General features: G+C 65.5%; 24 protein-coding genes and 1 tRNA gene. 13 read left to right on the forward strand and 12 right to left on the reverse strand.

Translation table 11 applies throughout. From position 1 onward, the window contains the following. The first annotated feature begins 2 nt into the window (after positions 1-2). Positions 3-791 carry an enoyl-CoA hydratase gene (locus N2602_RS03330; RefSeq protein ID WP_212258868.1) on the forward strand — a complete coding sequence of 263 codons (789 nt, stop codon included), beginning with the start codon at positions 3-5 and terminating at the stop codon, positions 789-791. A 2-nt stretch (positions 792-793) separates the two neighbouring features. After that, positions 794-1,540 carry a hypothetical protein gene (locus N2602_RS03335; protein WP_260381751.1) on the forward strand — a complete coding sequence of 249 codons (747 nt, stop codon included), beginning with the start codon at positions 794-796 and terminating at the stop codon, positions 1,538-1,540. 112 nt (positions 1,541-1,652) lie between these two features. Here the strand turns inward: N2602_RS03335 and N2602_RS03340 are convergent, their stop codons facing one another. Genes N2602_RS03340 through N2602_RS03350 form a run of 3 tightly spaced genes read right to left on the reverse strand, consistent with a single transcriptional unit; the run spans position 1,653 to position 4,723 of the window. Further along, positions 1,653-2,465 (reverse strand): enoyl-CoA hydratase/isomerase family protein, encoded by an 813-nt coding sequence (locus tag N2602_RS03340; protein ID WP_212258864.1) that lies wholly within the window; start codon positions 2,463-2,465, stop codon positions 1,653-1,655. Positions 2,466-2,482: 17 nt separating this feature from the next. Further along, positions 2,483-3,643, reverse strand: coding sequence for an acyl-CoA dehydrogenase family protein (locus tag N2602_RS03345; RefSeq protein WP_260381752.1), 1,161 nt, complete (start codon positions 3,641-3,643; stop codon positions 2,483-2,485). 15 nt (positions 3,644-3,658) lie between these two features. Beyond that, the gene (locus N2602_RS03350; RefSeq protein ID WP_212258860.1) at positions 3,659-4,723 is read right to left on the reverse strand and encodes an acyl-CoA dehydrogenase family protein; all 1,065 of its coding nucleotides are present in this window, start codon (positions 4,721-4,723) and stop codon (positions 3,659-3,661) included. 246 nt (positions 4,724-4,969) lie between these two features. On the opposite strand from N2602_RS03350, the gene N2602_RS03355 reads away from it, so the two are divergent. Further along, positions 4,970-5,755, forward strand: a complete 786-nt coding sequence (locus N2602_RS03355) for an SDR family NAD(P)-dependent oxidoreductase (protein WP_260381753.1) — start codon at positions 4,970-4,972, stop codon at positions 5,753-5,755. Positions 5,756-5,883: 128 nt separating this feature from the next. On the opposite strand, the gene N2602_RS03360 is transcribed toward N2602_RS03355, so the two are convergent. Both N2602_RS03360 and N2602_RS03365 read right to left on the reverse strand, forming a co-directional pair. Then, the gene (locus N2602_RS03360; RefSeq protein ID WP_172786583.1) at positions 5,884-6,156 is read right to left on the reverse strand and encodes a GlsB/YeaQ/YmgE family stress response membrane protein; all 273 of its coding nucleotides are present in this window, start codon (positions 6,154-6,156) and stop codon (positions 5,884-5,886) included. 42 nt (positions 6,157-6,198) lie between these two features. Beyond that, positions 6,199-6,768, reverse strand: a complete 570-nt coding sequence (locus N2602_RS03365; protein WP_172786584.1) for a YidB family protein — start codon at positions 6,766-6,768, stop codon at positions 6,199-6,201. A gap of 161 nt (positions 6,769-6,929) precedes the next feature. Between N2602_RS03365 and N2602_RS03370 the strand changes: the two genes are divergently transcribed. Together N2602_RS03370 and N2602_RS03375 are read left to right on the forward strand one after the other, a co-directional pair. Continuing rightward, a complete protein-coding gene (locus N2602_RS03370; protein ID WP_260381754.1) occupies positions 6,930-7,937 on the forward strand; it encodes a 2-dehydropantoate 2-reductase in 1,008 nt (335 codons plus the stop codon). A gap of 16 nt (positions 7,938-7,953) precedes the next feature. Then, positions 7,954-8,157 carry a hypothetical protein gene (locus N2602_RS03375; RefSeq protein WP_260381755.1) on the forward strand — a complete coding sequence of 68 codons (204 nt, stop codon included), beginning with the start codon at positions 7,954-7,956 and terminating at the stop codon, positions 8,155-8,157. A 244-nt stretch (positions 8,158-8,401) separates the two neighbouring features. Here N2602_RS03375 and N2602_RS03380 read toward each other — a convergent pair whose 3' ends face one another. After that, entirely contained in the window at positions 8,402-9,025 is a 624-nt protein-coding gene (locus N2602_RS03380) for a hypothetical protein (protein ID WP_172786587.1), read from the reverse strand. 294 nt (positions 9,026-9,319) lie between these two features. Here N2602_RS03380 and N2602_RS03385 point away from each other — a divergent pair, with 294 nt between their 5' ends. From N2602_RS03385 to N2602_RS03395, 3 genes are all read left to right on the forward strand, one after another. Next, entirely contained in the window at positions 9,320-9,958 is a 639-nt protein-coding gene (locus N2602_RS03385; RefSeq protein WP_260381756.1) for an RraA family protein, read from the forward strand. A 28-nt stretch (positions 9,959-9,986) separates the two neighbouring features. Further along, a complete protein-coding gene (locus tag N2602_RS03390) occupies positions 9,987-10,358 on the forward strand; it encodes a cupin domain-containing protein (protein ID WP_260381757.1) in 372 nt (123 codons plus the stop codon). Between the two features lie 123 nt (positions 10,359-10,481). Further along, complete coding sequence (locus N2602_RS03395) at positions 10,482-11,438, forward strand: tripartite tricarboxylate transporter substrate-binding protein (protein ID WP_212258845.1); 957 nt, start codon at positions 10,482-10,484, stop codon at positions 11,436-11,438. Between the two features lie 58 nt (positions 11,439-11,496). On the opposite strand, the gene N2602_RS03400 is transcribed toward N2602_RS03395, so the two are convergent. Beyond that, a complete protein-coding gene (locus N2602_RS03400; RefSeq protein ID WP_172786591.1) occupies positions 11,497-11,790 on the reverse strand; it encodes a GYD domain-containing protein in 294 nt (97 codons plus the stop codon). Between the two features lie 106 nt (positions 11,791-11,896). Further along, positions 11,897-12,250, reverse strand: a complete 354-nt coding sequence (locus N2602_RS03405) for a glyoxalase/bleomycin resistance/extradiol dioxygenase family protein (protein ID WP_260381758.1) — start codon at positions 12,248-12,250, stop codon at positions 11,897-11,899. A 142-nt stretch (positions 12,251-12,392) separates the two neighbouring features. On the opposite strand from N2602_RS03405, the gene N2602_RS03410 reads away from it, so the two are divergent. The 3 genes from N2602_RS03410 (at position 12,393) to N2602_RS03420 (ending at position 15,065) form a co-directional block, all read left to right on the forward strand. Continuing rightward, positions 12,393-12,469: transfer RNA gene (locus N2602_RS03410), tRNA-Arg, on the forward strand. A 208-nt stretch (positions 12,470-12,677) separates the two neighbouring features. Then, positions 12,678-13,760: a DUF2252 domain-containing protein gene (locus tag N2602_RS03415; RefSeq protein ID WP_260381759.1), complete on the forward strand. Its 1,083-nt coding sequence runs from the start codon at positions 12,678-12,680 to the stop codon at positions 13,758-13,760. Between the two features lie 165 nt (positions 13,761-13,925). Then, on the forward strand, positions 13,926-15,065 hold the full coding sequence (locus tag N2602_RS03420) for an amidohydrolase/deacetylase family metallohydrolase (RefSeq protein WP_260381760.1): 1,140 nt from the start codon (positions 13,926-13,928) through the stop codon (positions 15,063-15,065). 6 nt (positions 15,066-15,071) lie between these two features. Here N2602_RS03420 and N2602_RS03425 read toward each other — a convergent pair whose 3' ends face one another. Genes N2602_RS03425 through N2602_RS03435 form a run of 3 tightly spaced genes read right to left on the reverse strand, consistent with a single transcriptional unit; the run spans position 15,072 to position 16,559 of the window. Next, complete coding sequence (locus N2602_RS03425) at positions 15,072-15,665, reverse strand: thioredoxin family protein (RefSeq protein WP_260381761.1); 594 nt, start codon at positions 15,663-15,665, stop codon at positions 15,072-15,074. Then, positions 15,658-16,113 (reverse strand): hypothetical protein, encoded by a 456-nt coding sequence (locus tag N2602_RS03430; RefSeq protein ID WP_260381762.1) that lies wholly within the window; start codon positions 16,111-16,113, stop codon positions 15,658-15,660. The genes N2602_RS03425 and N2602_RS03430 overlap by 8 nt, the downstream gene beginning before the upstream one ends. Positions 16,114-16,127: 14 nt before the next feature. After that, positions 16,128-16,559, reverse strand: coding sequence for a DoxX family protein (locus N2602_RS03435; protein ID WP_260381763.1), 432 nt, complete (start codon positions 16,557-16,559; stop codon positions 16,128-16,130). Positions 16,560-16,661: 102 nt separating this feature from the next. Between N2602_RS03435 and N2602_RS03440 the strand changes: the two genes are divergently transcribed. Next, a complete protein-coding gene (locus tag N2602_RS03440; protein ID WP_260381764.1) occupies positions 16,662-17,546 on the forward strand; it encodes a LysR family transcriptional regulator in 885 nt (294 codons plus the stop codon). Between the two features lie 20 nt (positions 17,547-17,566). Here N2602_RS03440 and N2602_RS03445 read toward each other — a convergent pair whose 3' ends face one another. Continuing rightward, entirely contained in the window at positions 17,567-18,292 is a 726-nt protein-coding gene (locus N2602_RS03445) for an alpha/beta fold hydrolase (protein ID WP_260381765.1), read from the reverse strand. 157 nt (positions 18,293-18,449) lie between these two features. Between N2602_RS03445 and N2602_RS03450 the strand changes: the two genes are divergently transcribed. Further along, positions 18,450-19,430, forward strand: a complete 981-nt coding sequence (locus N2602_RS03450; protein WP_260381766.1) for a helix-turn-helix domain-containing protein — start codon at positions 18,450-18,452, stop codon at positions 19,428-19,430. Positions 19,431-19,432 lie beyond the last annotated feature (2 nt).

Here is a 19,432-nt window from a genome sequence, read left to right on the forward strand (position 1 = left end):
GCATGAACGACATGGTCCTGCAAAAGCTCGAAGGCGGGCTGCTCACCATCACCATGAATCGCCCGGAGCGGAAGAATGCGCTCAACCCCGACATGGTCGCCGGGCTGGTCGAGGCGGCACGGCGCGCGGCTGATGATCCCGAGGTGCGGGCGGTGCTGTTCAAGGGCGCCGGCGGCTCGTTCTGCGTCGGCGGCGACGTCAAATCGATGGCTCAGGGGCGCGCACCGCTGCCGTTCGAGCAGAAGCTCGCAAACTTGCGCCGCGGCATGGAGGTTTCGCGCATCCTGCATCAGATGCCGAAGCCCGTGGTGGCGCAGCTCGATGGCGCGGCGGCCGGCGCCGGCCTGTCGATGGCGCTGTCCTGTGACCTGCGGATCGCCTCCGAATCCTGCAAGATCACGACGGCCTTTGCCAAGGTCGGCTTCTCCGGCGACTACGGCGGCACCTACTTCCTGACCCAGTTGCTCGGCAGCGCGCGGGCGCGCGAGCTCTATTTGATGTCGCCGGTGCTCACGGCGAGGGAAGCGCACGCGATCGGCATGGTGACGAAGGTCGTGCCCGACGCCGAGATCGACGCCGCCGCGCACGAGCTCGCACTGTCGCTGGCGCAGGGCCCGTCGATCGCGCTCGGCTTCATCAAGCGCAACATCAACAATGCCGAGCACCTGGCGCTGGAGGATTGCTTCGACGGCGAGGCGATCCATCACACCCGCTGCGGCGACACCGAGGACCACAAGGAGGCCGCCAAGGCCTTCGTCGAGAAGCGCAAGCCGAGCTTCAGGGGCGCATGACCATGGCGCCCTATATCCGGCTGCGTCAGATCTGCCTGGTCGCGCCGCAGCTCGAGCCCGTCATCACGGATATCGGCCGGATCATGGGCCTCGCCGTCTGCTATCGCGACGGCAATGTCGCTAAATACGGCCTGGAGAACGCACTGCTCCCGGTCGACACGATCCTGCTGGAGGTGGTCGCGCCGTTCAAGGAAGGCACCACGGCCGGCCGCTTCATCGAGAAGACCGGCGGCCGCGGCGGCTACATGGCGATCTTCTGCTGCGACGATCCGGACGAGCGCGGCCGCAATGCCAACGCGCTCGGTGTGCGCACCGCCAACGTCATCGACCACGCGCCCTATCACGGCGTGCAGCTCCACCCCCGCGACTGCCGCGCCGCCTTCATCGAGTTCAATCACACCGACGGCAGCGACGATATCCTCGGGCCGTATCCGCCGGCCGGACCGGACTGGCAAAAGTTCATCCGCAAGGATGTCACCGAGGCGCTGACGGTGGTGGAGATGCAGAGCCCGGATCCGCAAGGGTTGGCCGAGCATTGGGGCAGGATCATCGGCGTTGCGCCTGAGGGCACCGAACTGAAGCTGCCCAACGCGACCTTTCGCTTCGTCAAGGGCGCCAGCGAGATCATGAGCGCGCTGGAGTTTCGGGTGACAGACGTGGCGCAGGTGCTGCATACCGCCAAGGCGAAGGGACTCGCGGTCGCGGGCAATGAGTTCTTGCTGGGCGGAGTGACGTTCCGCGTGAGCTGAGCGACTCATGCGCAGGGTTGGGCAAAGCGAAGCGTGCCCACCAATTCCACCACACAAATGAAGCGATGGTGGGCACGGCGCTTTGCGCCTTTGCCCACGCTACTGCTCCGGCCTACCGCCCCTTGAAATTCGCCGCGCGGCGTTCTTCAGTCGCCTTCACCCCTTCCTTGAAGTCCTCCGTCGCGCGCAATCTTGTCTGCTCGGCGAGCTCGTGATTGGTCGCGGCCATCACGCGGTCGGCGAGGCCATTGCGCATCGTGGCGCGGGTGGAGAGCAGGCCGAGCGGAGAGCATTCGGCGATCTCGCCGGCCAGCTTCATCGCCGCCGCCTTGACCTGGTCCTGCGGGACCAGCTCGTTGGCGAGGCCCCATCTGTAGGCTTCCTCGCCGGTGACGCGGCGGCTGGTGTAGAACATCAGCTCGGCGTTGTTCTTGCCGATGAGTTCGGGCAGCGTCACGGTCAGGCCGAAGCCGGGATGGAAGCCGAGCTTGGTGAAATTGGCGGAGAAGCGCGCCTCGGGACAGGTGACGCGGAAGTCGGCCGACACTGCAAGCCCGAGTCCGCCACCGATGGCCGCGCCCTGCACGGCGGCGACGATCGGCTTCTTGGCGCGGAAGATGCGCACGGCCTGGATGTAGAGATGGTTGATCGGGCCGAGACTGTCGGCGGGATCGCCCTTCTTCTCGGCTTCGCGTGCCTCCTGGGCCTGCCGCGCAGGATCGCCGAAATTGGCGCCGGCGCAGAACGCCTTGCCTTGCGCGGAGAGCACGGACGCACGGATCTCGATGTCGCGGTCGAACTCGTCGAGCGCGTCCGCGATCTGGTTGATCAGCGAGATGTCGAAGAAGTTGAGCGGCGGGCGGCGGATCTCGATAGTGCCGACATGCCCCACCTTCTCGACGCCGATATCTTTATACGTGCTCATGATGATCCTCGATTGAATTAGCGCAGACCCAATCCGCGGGCGATGATGCCGCGCAGCACCTCGGTGGTGCCGCCCTGGATGGTGAGTTTCGGCGCGGTCTTGATCGCGAAGTCGAGCTGCCGCTCCAGGGTCTCGCGATTGGTCGCGGTCTCCTCGACGAAGGCGGCGAGATCGCGAACCCGATGCGGCAGCTGCTGCTCCCAGACCGTGCCGATGTCCTTGACGATGGACGCCTCCACCACCGGCTCCTTGCCGGCTTCGAGCATGCCGGCCACCGAGACCGACATGCGCCGCATGGTGTGGAGCTGCGCGACCAGGCGGCCGATGCCCTCGGCGCTGCGCGTGTCCGGATTGGGGCCGACCGCACGCACGAGCTCGGTGAGCACGTAATAGGTCTCGAGGAAGCGCTCGGGGCCCGAGCGCTCATAGGCGAGCTCGCTCGTCGCCTGCTTCCAGGCCCCGTCGACTTCGCCGAGCACATGGTCATCGGGGATGAAGTGATCGGTGAAGACGACCTCGTTGAACTCGTACTGGCCGGTGATCTGGCCGATCGGGTTCACCTTGATGCCCGGCTGCTTCATCTTGACCAGGAACTGGGTCAGGCCATGACGGCGGTTTTCCTTGGTCGGAGGCGAGGTCCGGAAGATCGCGATCATGTAGTCGGCGATATGCGCCGACGAGGTCCAGATCTTGGTGCCGTTGATCAGATAGCCGCCGTCGGTCCTGGTCGCGCGCGTCTTCGCCGCGAACAGGTCGGAGCCCGAATTCGGCTCGCTCATGCCGATGGCAAAGCAGATCTCGCCGCGGCAGATCCGCGGCAGGATGTCCATCTTGATGTGCTCGGGTGCGTATTTCAAAAGCACCGGCCCGCTCTGGCGGTCGGCGACGAAGAAGCGCCGCGTCGGCGCGTTGGCCACGCGCATCTCCTCGGTCACCACGTAGCGCTCGAGGAAGGAGCGTTCCTGGCCGCCATACTTTTTCGGCCAGGTCATGCCGAGCCAGCCCTTGGCGCCGACCCGGCGGGAAAATTCCGGCGCGTCGGTGTCTTCGCGGTTGGGCTTGTGCGGATCGAAGGTGCCGGCGGCGATCTCCTCGGCGAGGAAGGCGCGCACTTCCTTGCGCAATTGCTCGCATTTCTCGGGCAGGCGGATCGGGTCGAAACGCAGGGCAGCGGTCATGTCTTCTCTCTCCGATCAGCGCGATGCCACGAGCGGCCACAATTCGTCGGCGCCGCGGTTTGCGACGAGCTTGCCGAGCTCGACCGCCCAGTAGCTCTCCGAGCCGAAATCGTCGCGCCAGGCCAGCGCCCGCAGCGAATAGCGGTGCAGGATGTGCTCCATGGTGAAGCCGATCGCGCCATGGACCTGATGCGCGATGCCGCCGCCTTTTTCGGCAGCTTCCGCGCAGCGGATTTTTGCGGAGGCGGCTTCGAGATAGATCTCGTCGTTGAACGATTTTGCATTGGCGATGGCGTCGGCGGCGGACGTCGCCGCCGCCAGGGCCGCGGCGGATTCGCCGGCAAGGCGGGCGAGATTGTGCTGCACCGCCTGGAATTTCGAGATCTTCTTCTCGAAGGCGACGCGCTCGTTGGAATAGCGCACGGAAATGTCGAGCATCGATTCCAGCGCGCCGGCGATTTGCAGGCTGCGCGCGACGCCGCCCATCAGCATCAGATGAGTCTGCTCGAAGCCCTTCGGCGCCGGCTTGATGGTGATCGGCTGGACCTTGTCGAGGGTGACGGTGTCGCTGTGGTCGTAGCCGACATTGAGCCCGGCCTCGATCCGCGCCTTGGCCGCGTCGATCAGCGCAATGGAAACACCGTCCTTGCCGTGCGCCAGCACCGCGAAATGCTTCGCCGTCTTGGCAAAGGGCACGCCGCGGGCACGGCCGGAGAGCGCGCCGTCGGCATCCAGGCTGATGCGGTCCTTTGGCGTGGCCGGCAGCACCGTCATCTCGCCCTCGGGCGAAGCGATCTTCGCCTGCGCCAGCAGCCATCCCGCCAGCATGGTCTCGGCCAGCGGCACCGCGACCGCGAAACGGCCGGCGGCGCCCATCAGCGCAAAGCCGTCGGCGAGGCTCGCGCCCGAGCCGCCGAGATCATCAGCCACCCAGGACAGCGGCAGGCCGGCTTCGCTCAGCGCCTGCCACAGCGGCGCCTGCCACGCATTCGTCTTGTCGTTGTTGATGGTCTGCGGATCGGCGAGATCGGCGAAGATTTTCTCCGCGGTCTCGACGACGATATTGTCACTCTCCGCCACAGCGTTCCCCGTATTTTGCCATTGGCGCGTCCGGTCTGATCGGCCAGTGCGCAGTCTCTTCTTGCGCCCGATGATCGGAAAAAGCCATGGCCCTGACAAGCGTTGATCGCAGGTCCATCTGCGGCGCCGGCATGGGGCCAGGCTCCAGGAAATGCTAATTCCGCTTAGCGGAGTTTGCTCGATTTGCAGGGCGCGGCAAACTCGCTAAACAGGACGCCACACCAGATACAGGGGAAGGAAATCCGGATGGCAAAAGACGGCTTGTGCGCAATCGTGACGGGGTCCGCATCCGGGCTGGGTGCAGCGACTGCGGAAATTCTCGCCCGCAGCGGGGCGCGGCTCGTCATCAACTATTCGTCGAGCCAGAAGGAAGCCGAGGCGACGGCCGAGACCTGCCGCAAGGCGGGAGCCGCTGAGGTGCTGGTCGCACAGGGCGACGTCTCCAAGGATGAGGATTGCCGCAAGATCGTCGCGGCGGCGAGCGGCTGGGGCCGGCTCGATATCCTCGTCAACAATGCGGGCACCACCAAGCATGTGGCTCATGCCGATCTCGACGGCTTGTCGGCTGAAGATTTCCAGCGGGTCTACGGCGTCAACACGATCGGCCCGTTCCAGATGGTGCGCGCGGCGCGCAGCCTGCTCGAGGCCGGTGCGAAGGCTTCGGGGCGGCCCTCGGCGGTGGTGAATGTGTCGTCGGTCGCCGGCATCAGCGGCGTCGGCTCGTCGATTGCGTACGCCGCGAGCAAGGGCGCGCTCAACACCATGACGCTGTCGCTGTCGCGTGCCCTGGCGCCGCTGATCCGCGTCAACACCGTGTGTCCGGGCTATATCGACACGCCCTGGTTCACCAAGGGCCGCGGCGAGGCGCAGGCCAAGCAGGTACGCGACAGCGTCGTGGCGAAGGTGCCGCTGAAGGTCGCATCATCCGCGGAGGACATCGCCCAGCTCGTCTGCTTCCTGGCGATGCCGGCCTCCAGCAACATGACCGGCGAGGTCGTGCGCATGGATGCGGGAATGCATTTGGTGACGTGAACTCGTCATTGCGAGCGCAGCGAAGCAATCCAGAAGTCCCTCCGCGGAAATAGTCTGGATTGCTTCGTCGCTGCGCTCCCCGCAATGACGATGTGGAGGCGGTGTGCCGCCCCTCCCGATTGAGGTTGCTACCCCTTTATCACGCCACTCGCCACCAGCCGGTGCCAGATGAACAGCACCACCACCGCGCCGATCGTCGCTGTGATGAAGCCGGCGCCCTGGTCGGGGCTGTAATGGCCGATGGCCTGGCCGACGAAGGTCGCTAGAAACGCGCCGGCGATGCCGAGGATGGTGGTGAGGATGAAGCCGCTCGGATTGTTCGGCCCCGGCGCCAGCCAGCGTGCGATGAGGCCGGCAATGAAGCCGACGACGATGATCCACAACAGGCCGCCCATGCTCATGACTTTGCTCCCCTTCCCGAAAGCGTATCGATCGAGGTCCGACTAGATTCTGCCCGAGAGCTCGTTCTCGGTCGGTAGCCGTCCATCCGGCGTCAGATGGTCGACCACTTGCGGCAGATACTGGCTGAGGCCGTTGAGCAGTTCCTCGCGCGACAGGCCGCTCTGGGCGGACAGGCTCTCGATCTGGTCGGCACCGAGTGCGCTGGCAAGATCGCCCGGCGCGATCGGCTTGTTCTCGCCCTTGCCGACCCAGGAATTCGCGGCATCGCCGTGGCCGCCCTGCTGCAGCTGGTTGAGGAGATCGCCGAGACCGCCGCTGAGCACGGTGCCGGCCGCGCCGCCCGCGAGCAGGCCGCCGAGGCCGCCCTTGAGAATGTCGCTTAGCCCGCCGCCGCCTGCACCCGCGTTCACCGGCGGCGGTGCCGGCGATGGTGACGGTTGCGGCGCCGAGCCTGACTGGCTGGTCGTGAAATGCTTGAACGCCTTCCAGGCGAGCAGGCCGAGCAGCGCCATCGTCATCGGCGACATGCCGCCGGAGGATTTCTCTGAGCTCGGCGTAGAGGGGCCGCGCGGGCCGTTCTGCATGCCGTTGAGGACGTCGAGTAGACCCATGGTGCTCTCCTTTGGCGTCTCGTTCGGCGAGCGCTCGCCGCTGGCTGCCCCCGGGGCGAAAACATATGGGGCAGTCATGACCGTTACAAGTCGGATGCGCCGCGATTGGTTGCCGGCCTCGCCTCTGCTATCGAAGGCCGGTCATTCAGGGAGTAAGCCCAGTGGTTGCGGATCGATCGATCGTGGTGGCTGGCGCCGGCGCCATCGGCTGTTTCGTCGGCGGCAAGCTGGCCGCCGCCGGCCGGCGCGTCGCGCTCTTGGTGCGGCCGCGGGTGAAGACCGAGATCGAGCGGTTCGGCCTGCTGCTGACCGATTTCGACGGCTCCGAGACGAAGCTCGGCGCCGGCCAGCTTGCGCTGTCGGAAGACCCTTCGATCTTGCACAGCGCCGGCATCGTGCTGGTCACGGTGAAGAGCGCCGACACCGCCGCTGTCGCTGACCAGATCGCGCAGCATGCGCCTGAGGATGCCGTCATCGTCTCGCTCCAGAACGGCATCGGCAATGTCGCGGTGCTGCGCGAGCGGCTCGGCGACCGGTCCGTGCTCGCCGGCATGGTGCCGTTCAACGTGATCGCGATGGGCGATGGCCGTTTCCACCGCTCGACCTCCGGCGACATTCACGTCGGAGAGGATTCGGTGAACACGGCCGTGGCGCTCTCGGTCTCCGGCCTCAGTGTGCGCGCGAGCCGTGACATCACCGGCGTGCAATGGGGCAAGCTGATCATCAACCTCAACAATGCGCTGAGCGCGCTGTCCGAAATGCCGCTCGCCGCGCAATTGGCGAACCGTGACTGGCGAAGATTGTTCGCTGACCAGATGGCGGAAGGGCTGGCCGCACTGAAGGCCGCCGGCATCGTGCCGGTATCGTCGACGCCGATCCCGATGAGCTGGTCTCCGGCCTTGCTGCGGCTGCCCGATGCGATCTTCGGCGCGATCCTCGGGCGAACCATGAAGATCGATCCCGAGGCGCGCTCCTCGATGTGGCAGGATCTGAAGCAGGGCCGCAAGACCGAGATCGACTATCTGCAAGGCGCGGTCATTGCGCTCGCCGAGCAGAACCATGTCGCCGTGCCGCTGATGCGCCGCATTGTTGCGCTGATCAAGGAAGCCGAGGCGGCCGGCAACGGTCCGCCGCGGCTGACGCCGCAGCAGATCCGGGGCGTGAATTGAGGACGAGGAGGGCGTGATGAAGCGTTGTCTGATGATCGGCCTGGCGCTGGCCGCGCTCTGCGGCATGTCGACGCTCGCCTACGCCAGGCCGCCGACGGTCTTGAACTCCCCCGGCTATGACAGGCGTTTGCAGGAGAGCCGGTCGCAGTTGGGTGCTTCGCCGACGGTCGCAGCGCCGGTGGCCCATCCGAAGCGCGGCAAGAAGAAGCAGCCGAACTGAGGATTGCAAGCCGGTGCTCCATCCACGCGTCATTGCGAGCGCAGCGAAGCAATCCAGTATCTTTCTGTGCAGAGACTCTGGATTGCTTCGCTGCGCTCGCAATGACGCCTGTCGTGAGCTCAGCTCTCGTAGGATGGGCAAAGCGAAGCGTGCCCACCGACTCTCTCGATCATAAACAAATGGTGGGCACGGCGCTTTGCGCCTTTGCCCACCCTACGACCATCTCGCAATGACGGCTGCTGCTTCAGCCCTTCTTCGCGGGCTTGCTCGGTGTCGGGTTGAACAGCTTCTTCAGGTCGTTCAAGCTTTCCGACAGACGCGGCCATTCGCAGGAGAATGAGCTCTTGGTGCAAGGCGCGGCCTTCGGCCTTGCGCCTGCGGCCTGCTGCACCTTCGGCCGCTCGACCGGCACCGGCACGCGCTCGACTTCGGTCCGCAGCGCGACCTGCTGGAGCTGCTGCACCTGTTGCTCTTGCTGCTCGCGCTGCTGCCGCGCGGTGGCCTGGGCCGCTTCGTTGCTGCGGCGCTGCTTGGCGAGATAGGCGGTATAGGCTTCGTCGATCTTCTTCTGCTCCTCCGGCGTCGGATTGGGGCCGGCGATGTCGAAGGTGCGATCCTGGAGGAAATCGTAATAGGAATAGCCGCCGCCCAGCTTGCGGCGGCCGGCAAACTTGGCGTTGCAATCGGCAAGGGCCGCGGTCTTCTCAGCCTTGGTTGCGGCTTTCTCGGCGGCGTCGGCGCATTCCTCGAAATCAACAGGTGCGCGTTTCCACCATTGCGCCTCGGCATGCCCCGGCGTCAGCAGAATAAATCCTGCTGCGGCAACGAGAAGCAGCGCCGCGCGATGCGATGTAACTACGGCCGACATTCTAAGAGGGTATTCCTTGCAAGACGCAACCCGAACTGAGTCGAGCCAGATTTTTGCCTCTTTATGGCCGGCTTGTCACCCATGGAACCCGGGAAATTCAGGGCTGGGATGCTGACATTTTGTGCTTGACGTGGCGCGGGAGTCACAGCGCCCCGCCGGCAGGCTGTTACACTCGTATTGCGAGCGCCTCACTCCCGGCTGGCGACGCCAGGAAGACGAAGTGGCGCGCCTTCCGGATCTGGCCCTTCGAAGGCGCGGGCGCATGCTGAATGAGACAAACACGGAAGGACTGATATGACGATCACCATCGCAGCGAGCAGCGTGCCGAAGCCGCCGGCTGATATCATTAAAGGTTTCAGGGACGCGCCGACCTCGGTGATCTCGGACAACCTCGGCCGGCTGCCCGGCGCGGTCGGGCTGAGGCCGTATCATCGCGGCGGCAAGCTGGTGGGAACGGCCTTCACCGTGCGCACCCGGCCCGGCGACAATCTCGCCATCCACCGCGCGCTCGACCTGGTCGGGCCCGGGGACGTCATCGTGGTCGACGGCGGCGGCGACGAGACGCGCGCGCTGATCGGCGAGATCATGAAGAACATCGCGCAATGGCGCAAAGCCGAAGGCTATGTGATCGACGGCGCGATCCGCGACGTCGCGGCCTTCGCGGCCGACTACTTTCCCTGCTACGCCCGCGCGGTGATCCATCGCGGTCCGTACAAGAACGGCCCCGGCGAGATCAACGTGCCGGTGACGATCGGCGGCAGCGTGATCGCGCCCGGCGACATCGTCGTCGGCGACGAGGACGGCGTGGTTTCGTTTCCCGCGACTGGTGCGGCCGCGCTGCTGGAAGCAGTGCGCGTCCAGGTCGCGCGCGAGGAGGAGACGCTGAAGGCGATCCGCGAGGGCCGTTACCAGGGTGCTTACGGCAAGGCCTGAGCTGGCGGAGTGTAAAGGGGAGGATGACGTGAGCCAGAAGGACGAATTCCACAATCTCGACGACGCCAGCGACGGCCTCTTCCGCGAGCTCGCCGCCGGCGTGACCACGCGCATCTTCTCCGGCGAGCAGGCGATGCTGTCGGTGGTGACACTGGCGCCGCATGCGCAAGGCACGCTGCATCATCATCCCGAGGAGCAATGGGGCGTGCTGCTCGACGGCTCCGCCATCCGCGTCCAGGGCGATGAGGAAATCCCGGTCAAGAAGGGCGATTTCTGGCGCACGCCAGGGTACGTGCCGCACACCATGCGTGCCGGCCCCGACGGCGCCCGCGTGCTGGACATCTTCAGTCCGCCTCGGCCAGAATACAGAAAAGCAGGGTCAGGCTTCGGCACGACCTAAAGCGCCTTGCGCTTTAGCCTATTTTCTTGAGCATGATCTTTCGGAAAACCGCTGCACACTTTTCCGGATCATGCTCGAGCGCCACAGAGCAAAAAGCCGGGCGCAACAACAAGGGAGGGGACCATGACGATCACACGACGCACGCTCTTGGCCGCACCGGCCATCCTCGCGATGGCACCGGCAGCAGCGCAGGCCGGCAAGATAACGCTGGTGGTGCCGTTTCCGCCTGGCGGATCGACCGACGCGATGGCGCGGCTGCTGCAGACGAACCTGCAGACCAAGCTGGGTCGCATCGTCGTGGTCGAGAACAAATCGGGCGCGGCCGGTGCGCTCGGCGCGGCGCAGGTCGCCAAGAGCCCGGCCGACGGCTCGACCTTCCTGGTGACGTTCGATTCCCATGCGGTGATCCCGTCGATCCTCGACAAGCCGCCGGTCGATGTCGAGCGCGAGCTGATGCCGGTGCTGCTGATCGGCACCGCGCCCTACGTAATCGCGGCCGGCGCCGGACGCCCCTACAAGAGCTTTGCCGACGTGGTCGCCGCCTGCAAGGCGAGCCCCGGTGCGGTGAAATACGCCTCGGTCGGCATCGGCACGCTCGGCCATCTCGCCATGACCGTGCTCGGTAGCAAGGCCGGCGTCGAGATCATGCACGTGCCCTATCGCGGCGGCGGGCCGGCCATGAACGACGTGCTCGGCGGCCATGTCGATCTCATCGCGGGATCGGCGGCGCTGGTCGCGGCCCAGCTCGGGACCAACATGCTGCGCCCGATCCTGCAGCTCGGCCGCGAGCGGCTGCCGGCCCTGCCGGACACGCCCACCGCGATCGAGGCCGGCTTCCCCGATTTCGAGACGCTGGCATGGTGGGGCATCTTCGCCCCCGCAGGTACGCCTGCCGACGTCGTTGCGGCCATGGCGACGGCATCCAAGGAGATCCTGAGCGAGCCCGCGACCGCCGCCCAGCTCAAGGACACCCAGCACATGACGCTGCTGCTCCAGGACGGCGCCACCTTCAAGACCTTCTTCGACAAGCAGGTCGCCTATTGGGGCAAGGTCGTGAAGGACAACAATATCAAGGCGTGAGATCCGCCCATGCCCGGGATGCCATCCCGGGTCCAGTGCGCTCGCGCGGGCTTGCGCGTCAGAGCATCTTGCCGACGATCTTCGTCATATCTGCCGCCGAAAACGCGCGCAGCGTTTCGGTGCGGACATTGCCGAGTGCGCTGAGACTAAGGCTGAGTGACATCGCGGCAGCCTCATCCGGAGCCTCGAGAACAGTCACAACGTCATATCGTCCCTGCGTCCAGACGATCTCTTTCACAGTCACGCCGAACGTTTTGGCCATCTCCTTGAAGGCTTCGGCCCGCTTCGGCGAGTCCTTGACGTTTCGGACTCCCTGATCAGTGAAGTTTCCCAGCACGACATAAGCTACCATGGTCGTCCTCCCTGGTTAGAACTTGAGGAAACCGCGCCGAGCTTGCCACGGTGGCTGAGACAGCGCTAGTTGCGCGTTGGAACGTCAGCAGATGCGACTTATTCGGTCAGGACAACGGCCGTGCGAAACTGAGCTCATGGCCGTCGCGGTCGGTGAGATGGAAGTAGCGCTCACCCCATTCGGCATCGCGCGGCGTGGTCGACGGCTGCCACCCTGCCGCGAGCGCCTGCTCATAGGTGGCGTCGACATCGGCGACATAGAAGATGACGCGGCCCCACCAGGACCAGCGCTTGTCGTCCGGCTGCGCAGTCAGGTTGAGATAGCCGCTGCCGGCGCGAAAGCTCGTGAACGCAGCGGCTTCGCCGCCATAGAGAAGCTCGAACCCGAGCGAACGGTAGAAGTGCACGGCGCGTGCCATGTCGTGGGTGCCGAGCGTGATGGCGCTGATGCTCTCGATCATGTGGGCTGCTCCGTCGAAGGGGTCCGGGCGCGATTGTATAGCCGCCCTGTTCAGGTTGACGAATGGTCTGGCCCGCCTGACGGCTGGCGAACCGCATTTTGCTCTGCTATGACGGGATCGAACCCGTAGCCACGGGTTCCGCGGTCCCGTAGCTCAGCCGGATAGAGCGACGGTTTCCTAAACCGTAGGTCGGAAGTTCGAGTCTTCCCGGGATCGCCATTTCCTTGTCCGGCTTTGCTTCGTCTGCCGCCCTGCCGAGGGCTGCGCGACGGTCGATGTCAGTCCAGATGCCGACAATTGCGCCGCTGCCCATTTGATTGTAGCATTTCGCGTTAGAGCATCAGCTTATTGTCGATGCAGCCGAAGATTGATTGATGGCGCGCCGCGGATCAGCGCCGGCCCGCCCGATATTCGTGGTTTGCAGCGGATGACTTTTCAGCGCGACAATGCGGCTTTCGAGCACTGGCTGCGCAAGCAATGCGACGTTGTGGAGGCGGACCTCGTCCACAAACACGAGCGGATGCAGAAGGATGCGTTCACGTTCCTGCGTGCGACGTTCTTTCGCTGGGCGCGGCGCATCGAGAAGCTCTGTCCCAAGCTGAGGGACGCGCCCGCCGTGCTGTCGGTCGGCGACACCCACATCGAAAATTATGGGACCTGGCGCGATGCCGAAGGCCGTCTGGTCTGGGGCATCAACGATTTCGACGAAGCCGCGGTCATTCCCTATCCGTTCGATCTCGTCCGCCTTGCGACCAGCGCGCGGCTCGCACCGAAGGCGCGGAGCTCTAATCGCAATGCGGCGGCGGCCATTCTCGATGGCTATCGCGAGGGGCTCGCGAACCCGCGCCCGTCGCTGCTGGACGAGGAGGAGAGCTGGATGCGGCCCTTCGTGGCCTGCTCCGACGAGGAACGGCGCGACTTCTGGCACGAGCTGAAGGACTATCCGGATGCGGAGCCGCCTTCGCAGGTTGCTTCGGCGCTCAGGAAGAACCTGCCCGACCATGCCGAGCTGGAGCGGTTCGCTTCGCGCAGGAAAGGCGGCGGCGGCCTTGGCCGGCCGCGCTACGTTGCGATCGCCACCTGGGATGGCGGCAAGATCGTGAGGGAAGCCAAGGCGCTGGTGCCCTCCGCCTGGAATTGGGCGCACGGCATGAACGGCAAGCCGCGCTTTCTGGACGTCGCCCGAGGAGAGTTTCGGGCGCCCGATCCGCATCTCAAGTTGAAAGGCGGCTACATCATTCGTCGCATTGCTCCCGATCAGCGCAAGCTCGAGCTCAGCAATCGCAGTCATCCGCGGCTGAGACTCGATCTGCTCTGGGCCAAGGGATTCGATCTCGGCGCGATTCATGCGGGAACGGGCGGCGCCAGACCCAAGATCGAGCACGATCTCGATGGACGCAAGGACGACTGGCTTCACAGCGCCGCAAAAGTCGCCGCCGCGGACGTCCAGGTGGACTTCGAGGAATGGCAGAAGGTCCGGCTGCCGTGGACACCTGATACCCAGGATTGACGTGCGAGGCGCCGGCAGGCGGCTTGCAAGCGCTGGGAGCGTAACCGGCATGCGCGCCGATTTGCTCAGCGGGCGCGAAAATTGCTAACAGGGACAATTGCAGGGACCTGCCCGGGTCTCCTGCCTGTAATCCTGCCATACCCCGCCACATCCCGGAGACCATTGATGCCTTTCGACCTGATCCTGCGCGGGGGGCGGGTGATCGACCCGTCCCAGAAGCTCGACGCCGTGACCGATGTCGCCTTTGCCGGCGGCAAGGTCGCCGCGATCGGCAGCGCCCTCAAGGCGGATCCGGGCACCGAGGTGCGCGACGTCTCGCAATTCATTGTGTCGCCGGGGCTGATCGATCTGCACACCCATGTCTATTGGGGCGGCACCTCGCTCGGCATCGATGCCGAGGAGTTCTGCCGCCTCTCCGGCGTCACCACGGCGGTCGATACCGGCAGCGCCGGACCCGGCAATTTCGCCGGCTTCCGCAAGCATGTGATCGAGCCGAGCCAGGTCCGCATCCTCGCTTATTTGCACGTCTCGCATGCCGGCATCTTCGGCTTCTCGCACCGGATCATGGTCGGCGAGAGCGAGGAGCTGCGATTGATGAATCCGGTCGAGGCGGCCGAGGTGGCCGATGCCAACCGCGATCTCATCGTCGGCATCAAGGTGCGCGTGGGCCTGCATTCCTCGGGCACCTCGGGTGCGGTGCCGCTCGACATCGCGCTCGAGGTCGCGAACGAGGTCGGCATGCCGCTGATGGCGCATATCGACCATCCGCCGCCGAGCTATGAGGACGTGTTGGTGCGACTGCGTCCCGGCGACGTGCTGACCCATGCGTTCCGCCCTTTCCCCAACACCCCGGCGACGGCGCAAGGCACCGTGAAGAAGGCGGTGCTGGAGGCGCGCGAGCGCGGCGTGCTGTTCGATATCGGCCACGGCAAGGGCTCGTTCGCGTTCAAGACCGCGCGTGCCATGCTCGCCAATGGTTTCTATCCCGACACCATCTCCTCCGACATCCATCAGCTCTGCATCGACGGCCCGGCCTATGACCAGGTCACGACCATGTCGAAGTTCCTGTGCATGGGCATGGAGCTGCCGGATGTGATCGCGGCATCGACGGTGAATGCGGCGATGGCGCTGCGACGTCCCGAGCTCGGCAGCCTCAAGCCCGGCAGCGTCGGCGACGCCACGCTGATTTCGGTGAAGCAAGGCCAGTTCGACTACGAAGACGTCGTCGGCGAGCACCTGATTGGCGATCGCAAGATCGTCTCAGAGGGTGTCGTCATCGGCGGGCGCTGGTGGCATCCGAATTGACGATCGCTAGCCCCGCTCGCGATAGAATTGCAGCAGCCGCGCGCCCGCCGGCGAGAGCCAGTCGGGTGCGCCGGTGATGTAGCCTTCGACGCGGCTGCTCGCTCCGACTAGATAGGTGACGGGCATGCCGACGAGCGGGAACATCGCCCTGGAAGCTTCGGCTGCCGCGCCGTAGGCATCGGCGTAACACGCGAGGTTCTGCACGGCGAGGCCGCCGAGAAATGCGCGGATCTTGCGCAGGTCTTTGGTGTCCGTGCAGATCGCGACCACGTCGAGCGGCTCGGGCCGCGAGGCTGCAAGGCTTGCGAGCATCGGCAGATCGAGCTTGCAGGCCGCGCACCAGGTCGCCCAGAAATTCACCAACGTGATGCGGCCGGGCTTCGCCGTCACGATGGCATCCCGGCCGTGCAGGTCCTGAAGCCTGAGCTGTGGCATCGGGGCGCGCGGCCGAACCAGTGTGAACTGGCTGCGTCCGGCCTCGAACATTGGCGGCCAGCTGTCCTGCGCGCCGCTTGCGCGCGGGACGGCGAGAGAGGCTGCCGCGGCCATCAGGATCGACCGACGCGAGAGCGTAATGCCTTCGCGCGCCGCCTCACGCATGGATATAGGCCCAGCCCTTCAGTTGCAGATCGACGACGCGCCCGATCCCGAACGGCACCAGGCTTGCGCCAGGGATCAGCGGGATGGAGATCTGCTCCTTGGCTTCCGCGATCGTCTTGGACGAGGCGCACATGCTGTAAGTGAGATTGGGCAGCGACTGGCGCAGCGTCGCGAGCGGCTCGACCAGCGGCGTCTTGTCCGCCCGGAAGACGTCGATGCCTTTGCCGTTGGCCACGACCTCGATCAGCAATCGCGCGCCCCTCTCGGCAAAATGCTTGGAGAGATTTGCCGAATAGCTGATCGCGTGGCCCATGACGTAGGACTCGTTGCTGTCGATCAGGATCGCGACGCCCTCAGCGAGACGATCCTCCTTGGCCGCGGCGGTGCCGCCGGTTGTGAGGACCGCGGTGCCAGCGAGCAGGCTTCTGCGGGACCATGCAGAGATCATGGCGTTCCTGCCGCTCAGAACTGACGCGGCGCGATCGGCGCCTTGCTGCGGCGTCCCCACAGCACGAACAGGCTGAGCGCGAGCAGGACAATGTTGAGCGGCGCTACCTCGGCTTCGCCGCGCGAGAGGTGGAAGAGAAGCGCAATCACCTGCAGCACCGCGCAGCCGAGCGCGGCCAGCACCGTCAGCCGCGGCAGGATCCGCGTCAGCGCCGGCAGCAGGATGCCGATCCCGCCGGCGAGATCGACCAGCGCAATCGTCCGGACGAACGTTTCGGAATACTGACCGGCCCACGGCATCATCGCGGCCAGCTGGGGAATGGGCGTGGTCAGCTTCACGAAGCCTGCCGAGACAAACACGGCGGAGAGGGCGACCTGCGCGGCCCAGAGTCCGATGCGAAGGGACCGGCCGGGAGCGGCGGTTTCGATGGTGGTGGCGGCGGACATGGGGTTCTCCGGAATGTGAAGGTTGCCACCATCTGATAGTTTCGCCGCATTTGATCATTCTGCGCTAAAGGAATTGTTCATTTCCTGGATGTTGATGATCTCATGGATACTCTGGTCAGCATGAAGGTGTTTTGCCTGGTCGCGGAGCTGAAGAGCTTTGTGACCGCGGCGCAGCGCCTGCGCATCTCGCCTGCCATGGCAAGCAAGCACGTGATGCAGCTCGAGAAGCGGCTCGGCACGCGACTACTCAACCGGACCAGCCGGCGCGTCAGCCTGAGCGAAAGCGGCACGCTCTATTTCGAGCAGGCGCGGCAGATGCTGGACTCGCTCGACGAGGTCGAGGCCGCCGTCAGCAAGGCGACGGTGGTGCCGCGCGGCACGCTGCGGCTGACCGCGCCGGTGTGGATGGCGAACACGATCTTCGCGGGCGTGCTGGCGGACTATCAGGCCCGTTATCCGGACGTGCGCCTCGACGTCGATCTCAGCGGGCGCCTCGTCAATCTGGTCGAGGAGGGGTTCGATCTCGCCCTGCGCGCGACGGCCGCGCCGGACGAGGCGCTGATCGCGCGGCCCATCACCGGAGTTCCGTTCTACCTGGTGGCCGCTCCCGCCTTCCTCAAACGCGCGGGCCGCCCAAGGACCTTCGCCGATCTCTCCGGCCAGGCGTTGCTGCACTATGCGCTTTATCCGGGCGAGAGCTTCTCCTTCCAGGGCGAGCACGGCCCCGAGACCGTCAAGCTCAATCCGGTCCTGCGCAGCGGCAACGAGACGCTGCTGCACATGGCGGCGCTGGAAAGCATGGGCTTCGCCTTCCTGCCAAAATGGCTGGTCACCGAGGACATCGCCAGCGGACGTCTCGTCCACGTCCTGCCCGACGAAGTCATCTTCGAGGGTCGCCTGCTCGCGGTCTATCCCAGCCGCAAATATCTGTCCGCGAAGGTGAGGACCTTCATCGACTTCGTCGCCGCCGACAAGCGGATGAGGTGACCGGATAGTGCGACCACTCGTCAGTCGCGTCCCGCCTCGATGATTGCCTTGGCGAGCCGCGCCGGATCGGAGAAGCACAGCTCGTGGCTTCCCGCAACCTGCACCAGGCGGAACAGGCCGAGCTTCTCCGACAGGCGCGGATGCCAGCCATGGCTGTGCGGCAGCGCGGTATCCTCGGTGCAGTTGATGTAGGATTTGGCCAGCGGCATCTCGGCCGGATTGCTCTTGAGCGCGATCTTGTCGGTGAAGGTCGCGAGCTGATGCGGATTGAGCACGTCATAGGCGCGCTGCGCCGTCTCCAGATCGGCATCGTTGATGAAGGCCTCGCGCCAGATCGGGAAGGGCAACACCACCGAGCCGTCGCCGCGCTCGGCCGCAATGGCGTCGAACAGACCAACATAGCGCGGCGGCACCATGTCGTTGAGGCACTCGCCATTGTTGGGCACGAAAGCGTTCCAATAGACCAGGCGGCGGATGCGCTCCGGCGCGAGGTCGGCGACCCCCGTGATGACCATGCCGCCATAGGAATGGCCGAGCAGGATGACGTCCTGCAGATTATTCTCCGCAAGGTAGTCGGCGATCGACTGGATCGCTTCCTTCAGCCCGGTCGTCTTGGCATCGCCCGGACGGTTGCCCTTGATGGTGGGGGTATGGACCTGATGGCCGGCTGCGCGGATCGGCGCGGCGACCGGCTCGAGCTCGGCACCGGTATGCCAGGCGCCATGGACGAGAACGAAGGTCGACATGTTGTGGCTCCCTCGGAAGACTGCTTAGATCGGTGCGGCGATGACCTTGCCTGGATTTGCCGGCTGAACGCCGGTCGACGTTGTTGCCGCCATACTGAACCGCTGGCGCGTTGCGCGCTTGTCCGACGGTGAACCGGATTGGTCCTGGAGCGAACTGATGGAGCAGCTCAATTCCGAAAGCCGGCCCCGCCGTTTGGTCTGGGACACCGGCGAGACGCGGCCGGAGGAGCAGTTCTCCTACTATCGCGAAGCGATCTGCCAGGCATTCATGAACCTGACGCCGGAATCGGCAACCACCTCACGCTTCCCGGCCAAGGTCGAGGCGATCAAGATCGGCAGCGGTGCCATCAACCGCGTGGTCTTTCCCGAGCACACCGTGCATCGCTCGCGCGCCGATATCGCTGCGTCGACCGAAAGCTGCTTCTATCTGAACTTCAAGCTAGCCGGCCGCTGCCGCGTGGTCCAGGGCGGCTGCGACGTCAGCCTGTCGCGCGGTCAGGTCGGCATCTGCGACAGCGACCGGGAAGTGACCTTGTTGCATGATCGCGGGCCGACGCTGCAGGTTGCATCTTTCTGGGTGCCTTCGCGCGAGCTGCGTGATCGGCTGCCGCCATCCTTCGACTTCAGGGTGGAGCGTGTGTCCGACGATCCCTTCGTCGGTCATCTCATCGTCGAGACCGCGCGATCGCTGAATGCCGGCGCGCTGCGGATGACGGAAGGCGAAGCCGTCAGGCTGTTCGGCGTGCTGCTCGATCTTGTCGCGCTGAGCCTGTCGCGCCGCGCGCGTGCGCAGACGGCCGAGGCCGCCAGCTTTGCCGACGCGACCGCGCTCGCGCTCCGCCGCGCCGTGCATGAGCGGCTCTCCGAGCAGCGCCTTGCGGTTGCGGACGTCGCGCGTGCCATCGGCATCAGCGAGCGCTACGTGCACAAATTGTTCGAGCGCGCAGGCACCACATTCTCGGACTACGTCATGGATCGTAGGTTGGACGGCGCGGCACGTGACCTCAGCGATGCTGCGAAGGCGGACCAGGCGATCGGCGCCATCGCGTTCGACTGGGGCTTCTCGGACCTCTCCCACTTCACCCGCCGCTTCAAGCAGCGCTTCGGCTGCCGGCCGCGCGACTGGCGCGCGCGGTGATC

This window comes from Bradyrhizobium sp. NC92 (genome assembly GCF_025200865.1).
In the GTDB taxonomy this organism is placed as follows: domain Bacteria; phylum Pseudomonadota; class Alphaproteobacteria; order Rhizobiales; family Xanthobacteraceae; genus Bradyrhizobium.

Coding starts and splice junctions, on each gene's coding strand:
- N2602_RS03330 (WP_212258868.1), top strand. CDS start 3: ATGAACGACATGGTCCTGCAAAAGCTCGAAGGCGGGCTGCTCACCATC.
- N2602_RS03335 (WP_260381751.1), top strand. CDS start 794: ATGGCGCCCTATATCCGGCTGCGTCAGATCTGCCTGGTCGCGCCGCAG.
- N2602_RS03340 (WP_212258864.1), bottom strand. CDS start 2,465: ATGAGCACGTATAAAGATATCGGCGTCGAGAAGGTGGGGCATGTCGGC.
- N2602_RS03345 (WP_260381752.1), bottom strand. CDS start 3,643: ATGACCGCTGCCCTGCGTTTCGACCCGATCCGCCTGCCCGAGAAATGC.
- N2602_RS03355 (WP_260381753.1), top strand. CDS start 4,970: ATGGCAAAAGACGGCTTGTGCGCAATCGTGACGGGGTCCGCATCCGGG.
- N2602_RS03360 (WP_172786583.1), bottom strand. CDS start 6,156: ATGAGCATGGGCGGCCTGTTGTGGATCATCGTCGTCGGCTTCATTGCC.
- N2602_RS03365 (WP_172786584.1), bottom strand. CDS start 6,768: ATGGGTCTACTCGACGTCCTCAACGGCATGCAGAACGGCCCGCGCGGC.
- N2602_RS03375 (WP_260381755.1), top strand. CDS start 7,954: ATGAAGCGTTGTCTGATGATCGGCCTGGCGCTGGCCGCGCTCTGCGGC.
- N2602_RS03380 (WP_172786587.1), bottom strand. CDS start 9,025: ATGTCGGCCGTAGTTACATCGCATCGCGCGGCGCTGCTTCTCGTTGCC.
- N2602_RS03385 (WP_260381756.1), top strand. CDS start 9,320: ATGACGATCACCATCGCAGCGAGCAGCGTGCCGAAGCCGCCGGCTGAT.
- N2602_RS03395 (WP_212258845.1), top strand. CDS start 10,482: ATGACGATCACACGACGCACGCTCTTGGCCGCACCGGCCATCCTCGCG.
- N2602_RS03400 (WP_172786591.1), bottom strand. CDS start 11,790: ATGGTAGCTTATGTCGTGCTGGGAAACTTCACTGATCAGGGAGTCCGA.
- N2602_RS03405 (WP_260381758.1), bottom strand. CDS start 12,250: ATGATCGAGAGCATCAGCGCCATCACGCTCGGCACCCACGACATGGCA.
- N2602_RS03415 (WP_260381759.1), top strand. CDS start 12,678: ATGACTTTTCAGCGCGACAATGCGGCTTTCGAGCACTGGCTGCGCAAG.
- N2602_RS03420 (WP_260381760.1), top strand. CDS start 13,926: ATGCCTTTCGACCTGATCCTGCGCGGGGGGCGGGTGATCGACCCGTCC.
- N2602_RS03425 (WP_260381761.1), bottom strand. CDS start 15,665: ATGCGTGAGGCGGCGCGCGAAGGCATTACGCTCTCGCGTCGGTCGATC.
- N2602_RS03430 (WP_260381762.1), bottom strand. CDS start 16,113: ATGATCTCTGCATGGTCCCGCAGAAGCCTGCTCGCTGGCACCGCGGTC.
- N2602_RS03435 (WP_260381763.1), bottom strand. CDS start 16,559: ATGTCCGCCGCCACCACCATCGAAACCGCCGCTCCCGGCCGGTCCCTT.
- N2602_RS03440 (WP_260381764.1), top strand. CDS start 16,662: ATGGATACTCTGGTCAGCATGAAGGTGTTTTGCCTGGTCGCGGAGCTG.
- N2602_RS03445 (WP_260381765.1), bottom strand. CDS start 18,292: ATGTCGACCTTCGTTCTCGTCCATGGCGCCTGGCATACCGGTGCCGAG.
- N2602_RS03450 (WP_260381766.1), top strand. CDS start 18,450: ATGGAGCAGCTCAATTCCGAAAGCCGGCCCCGCCGTTTGGTCTGGGAC.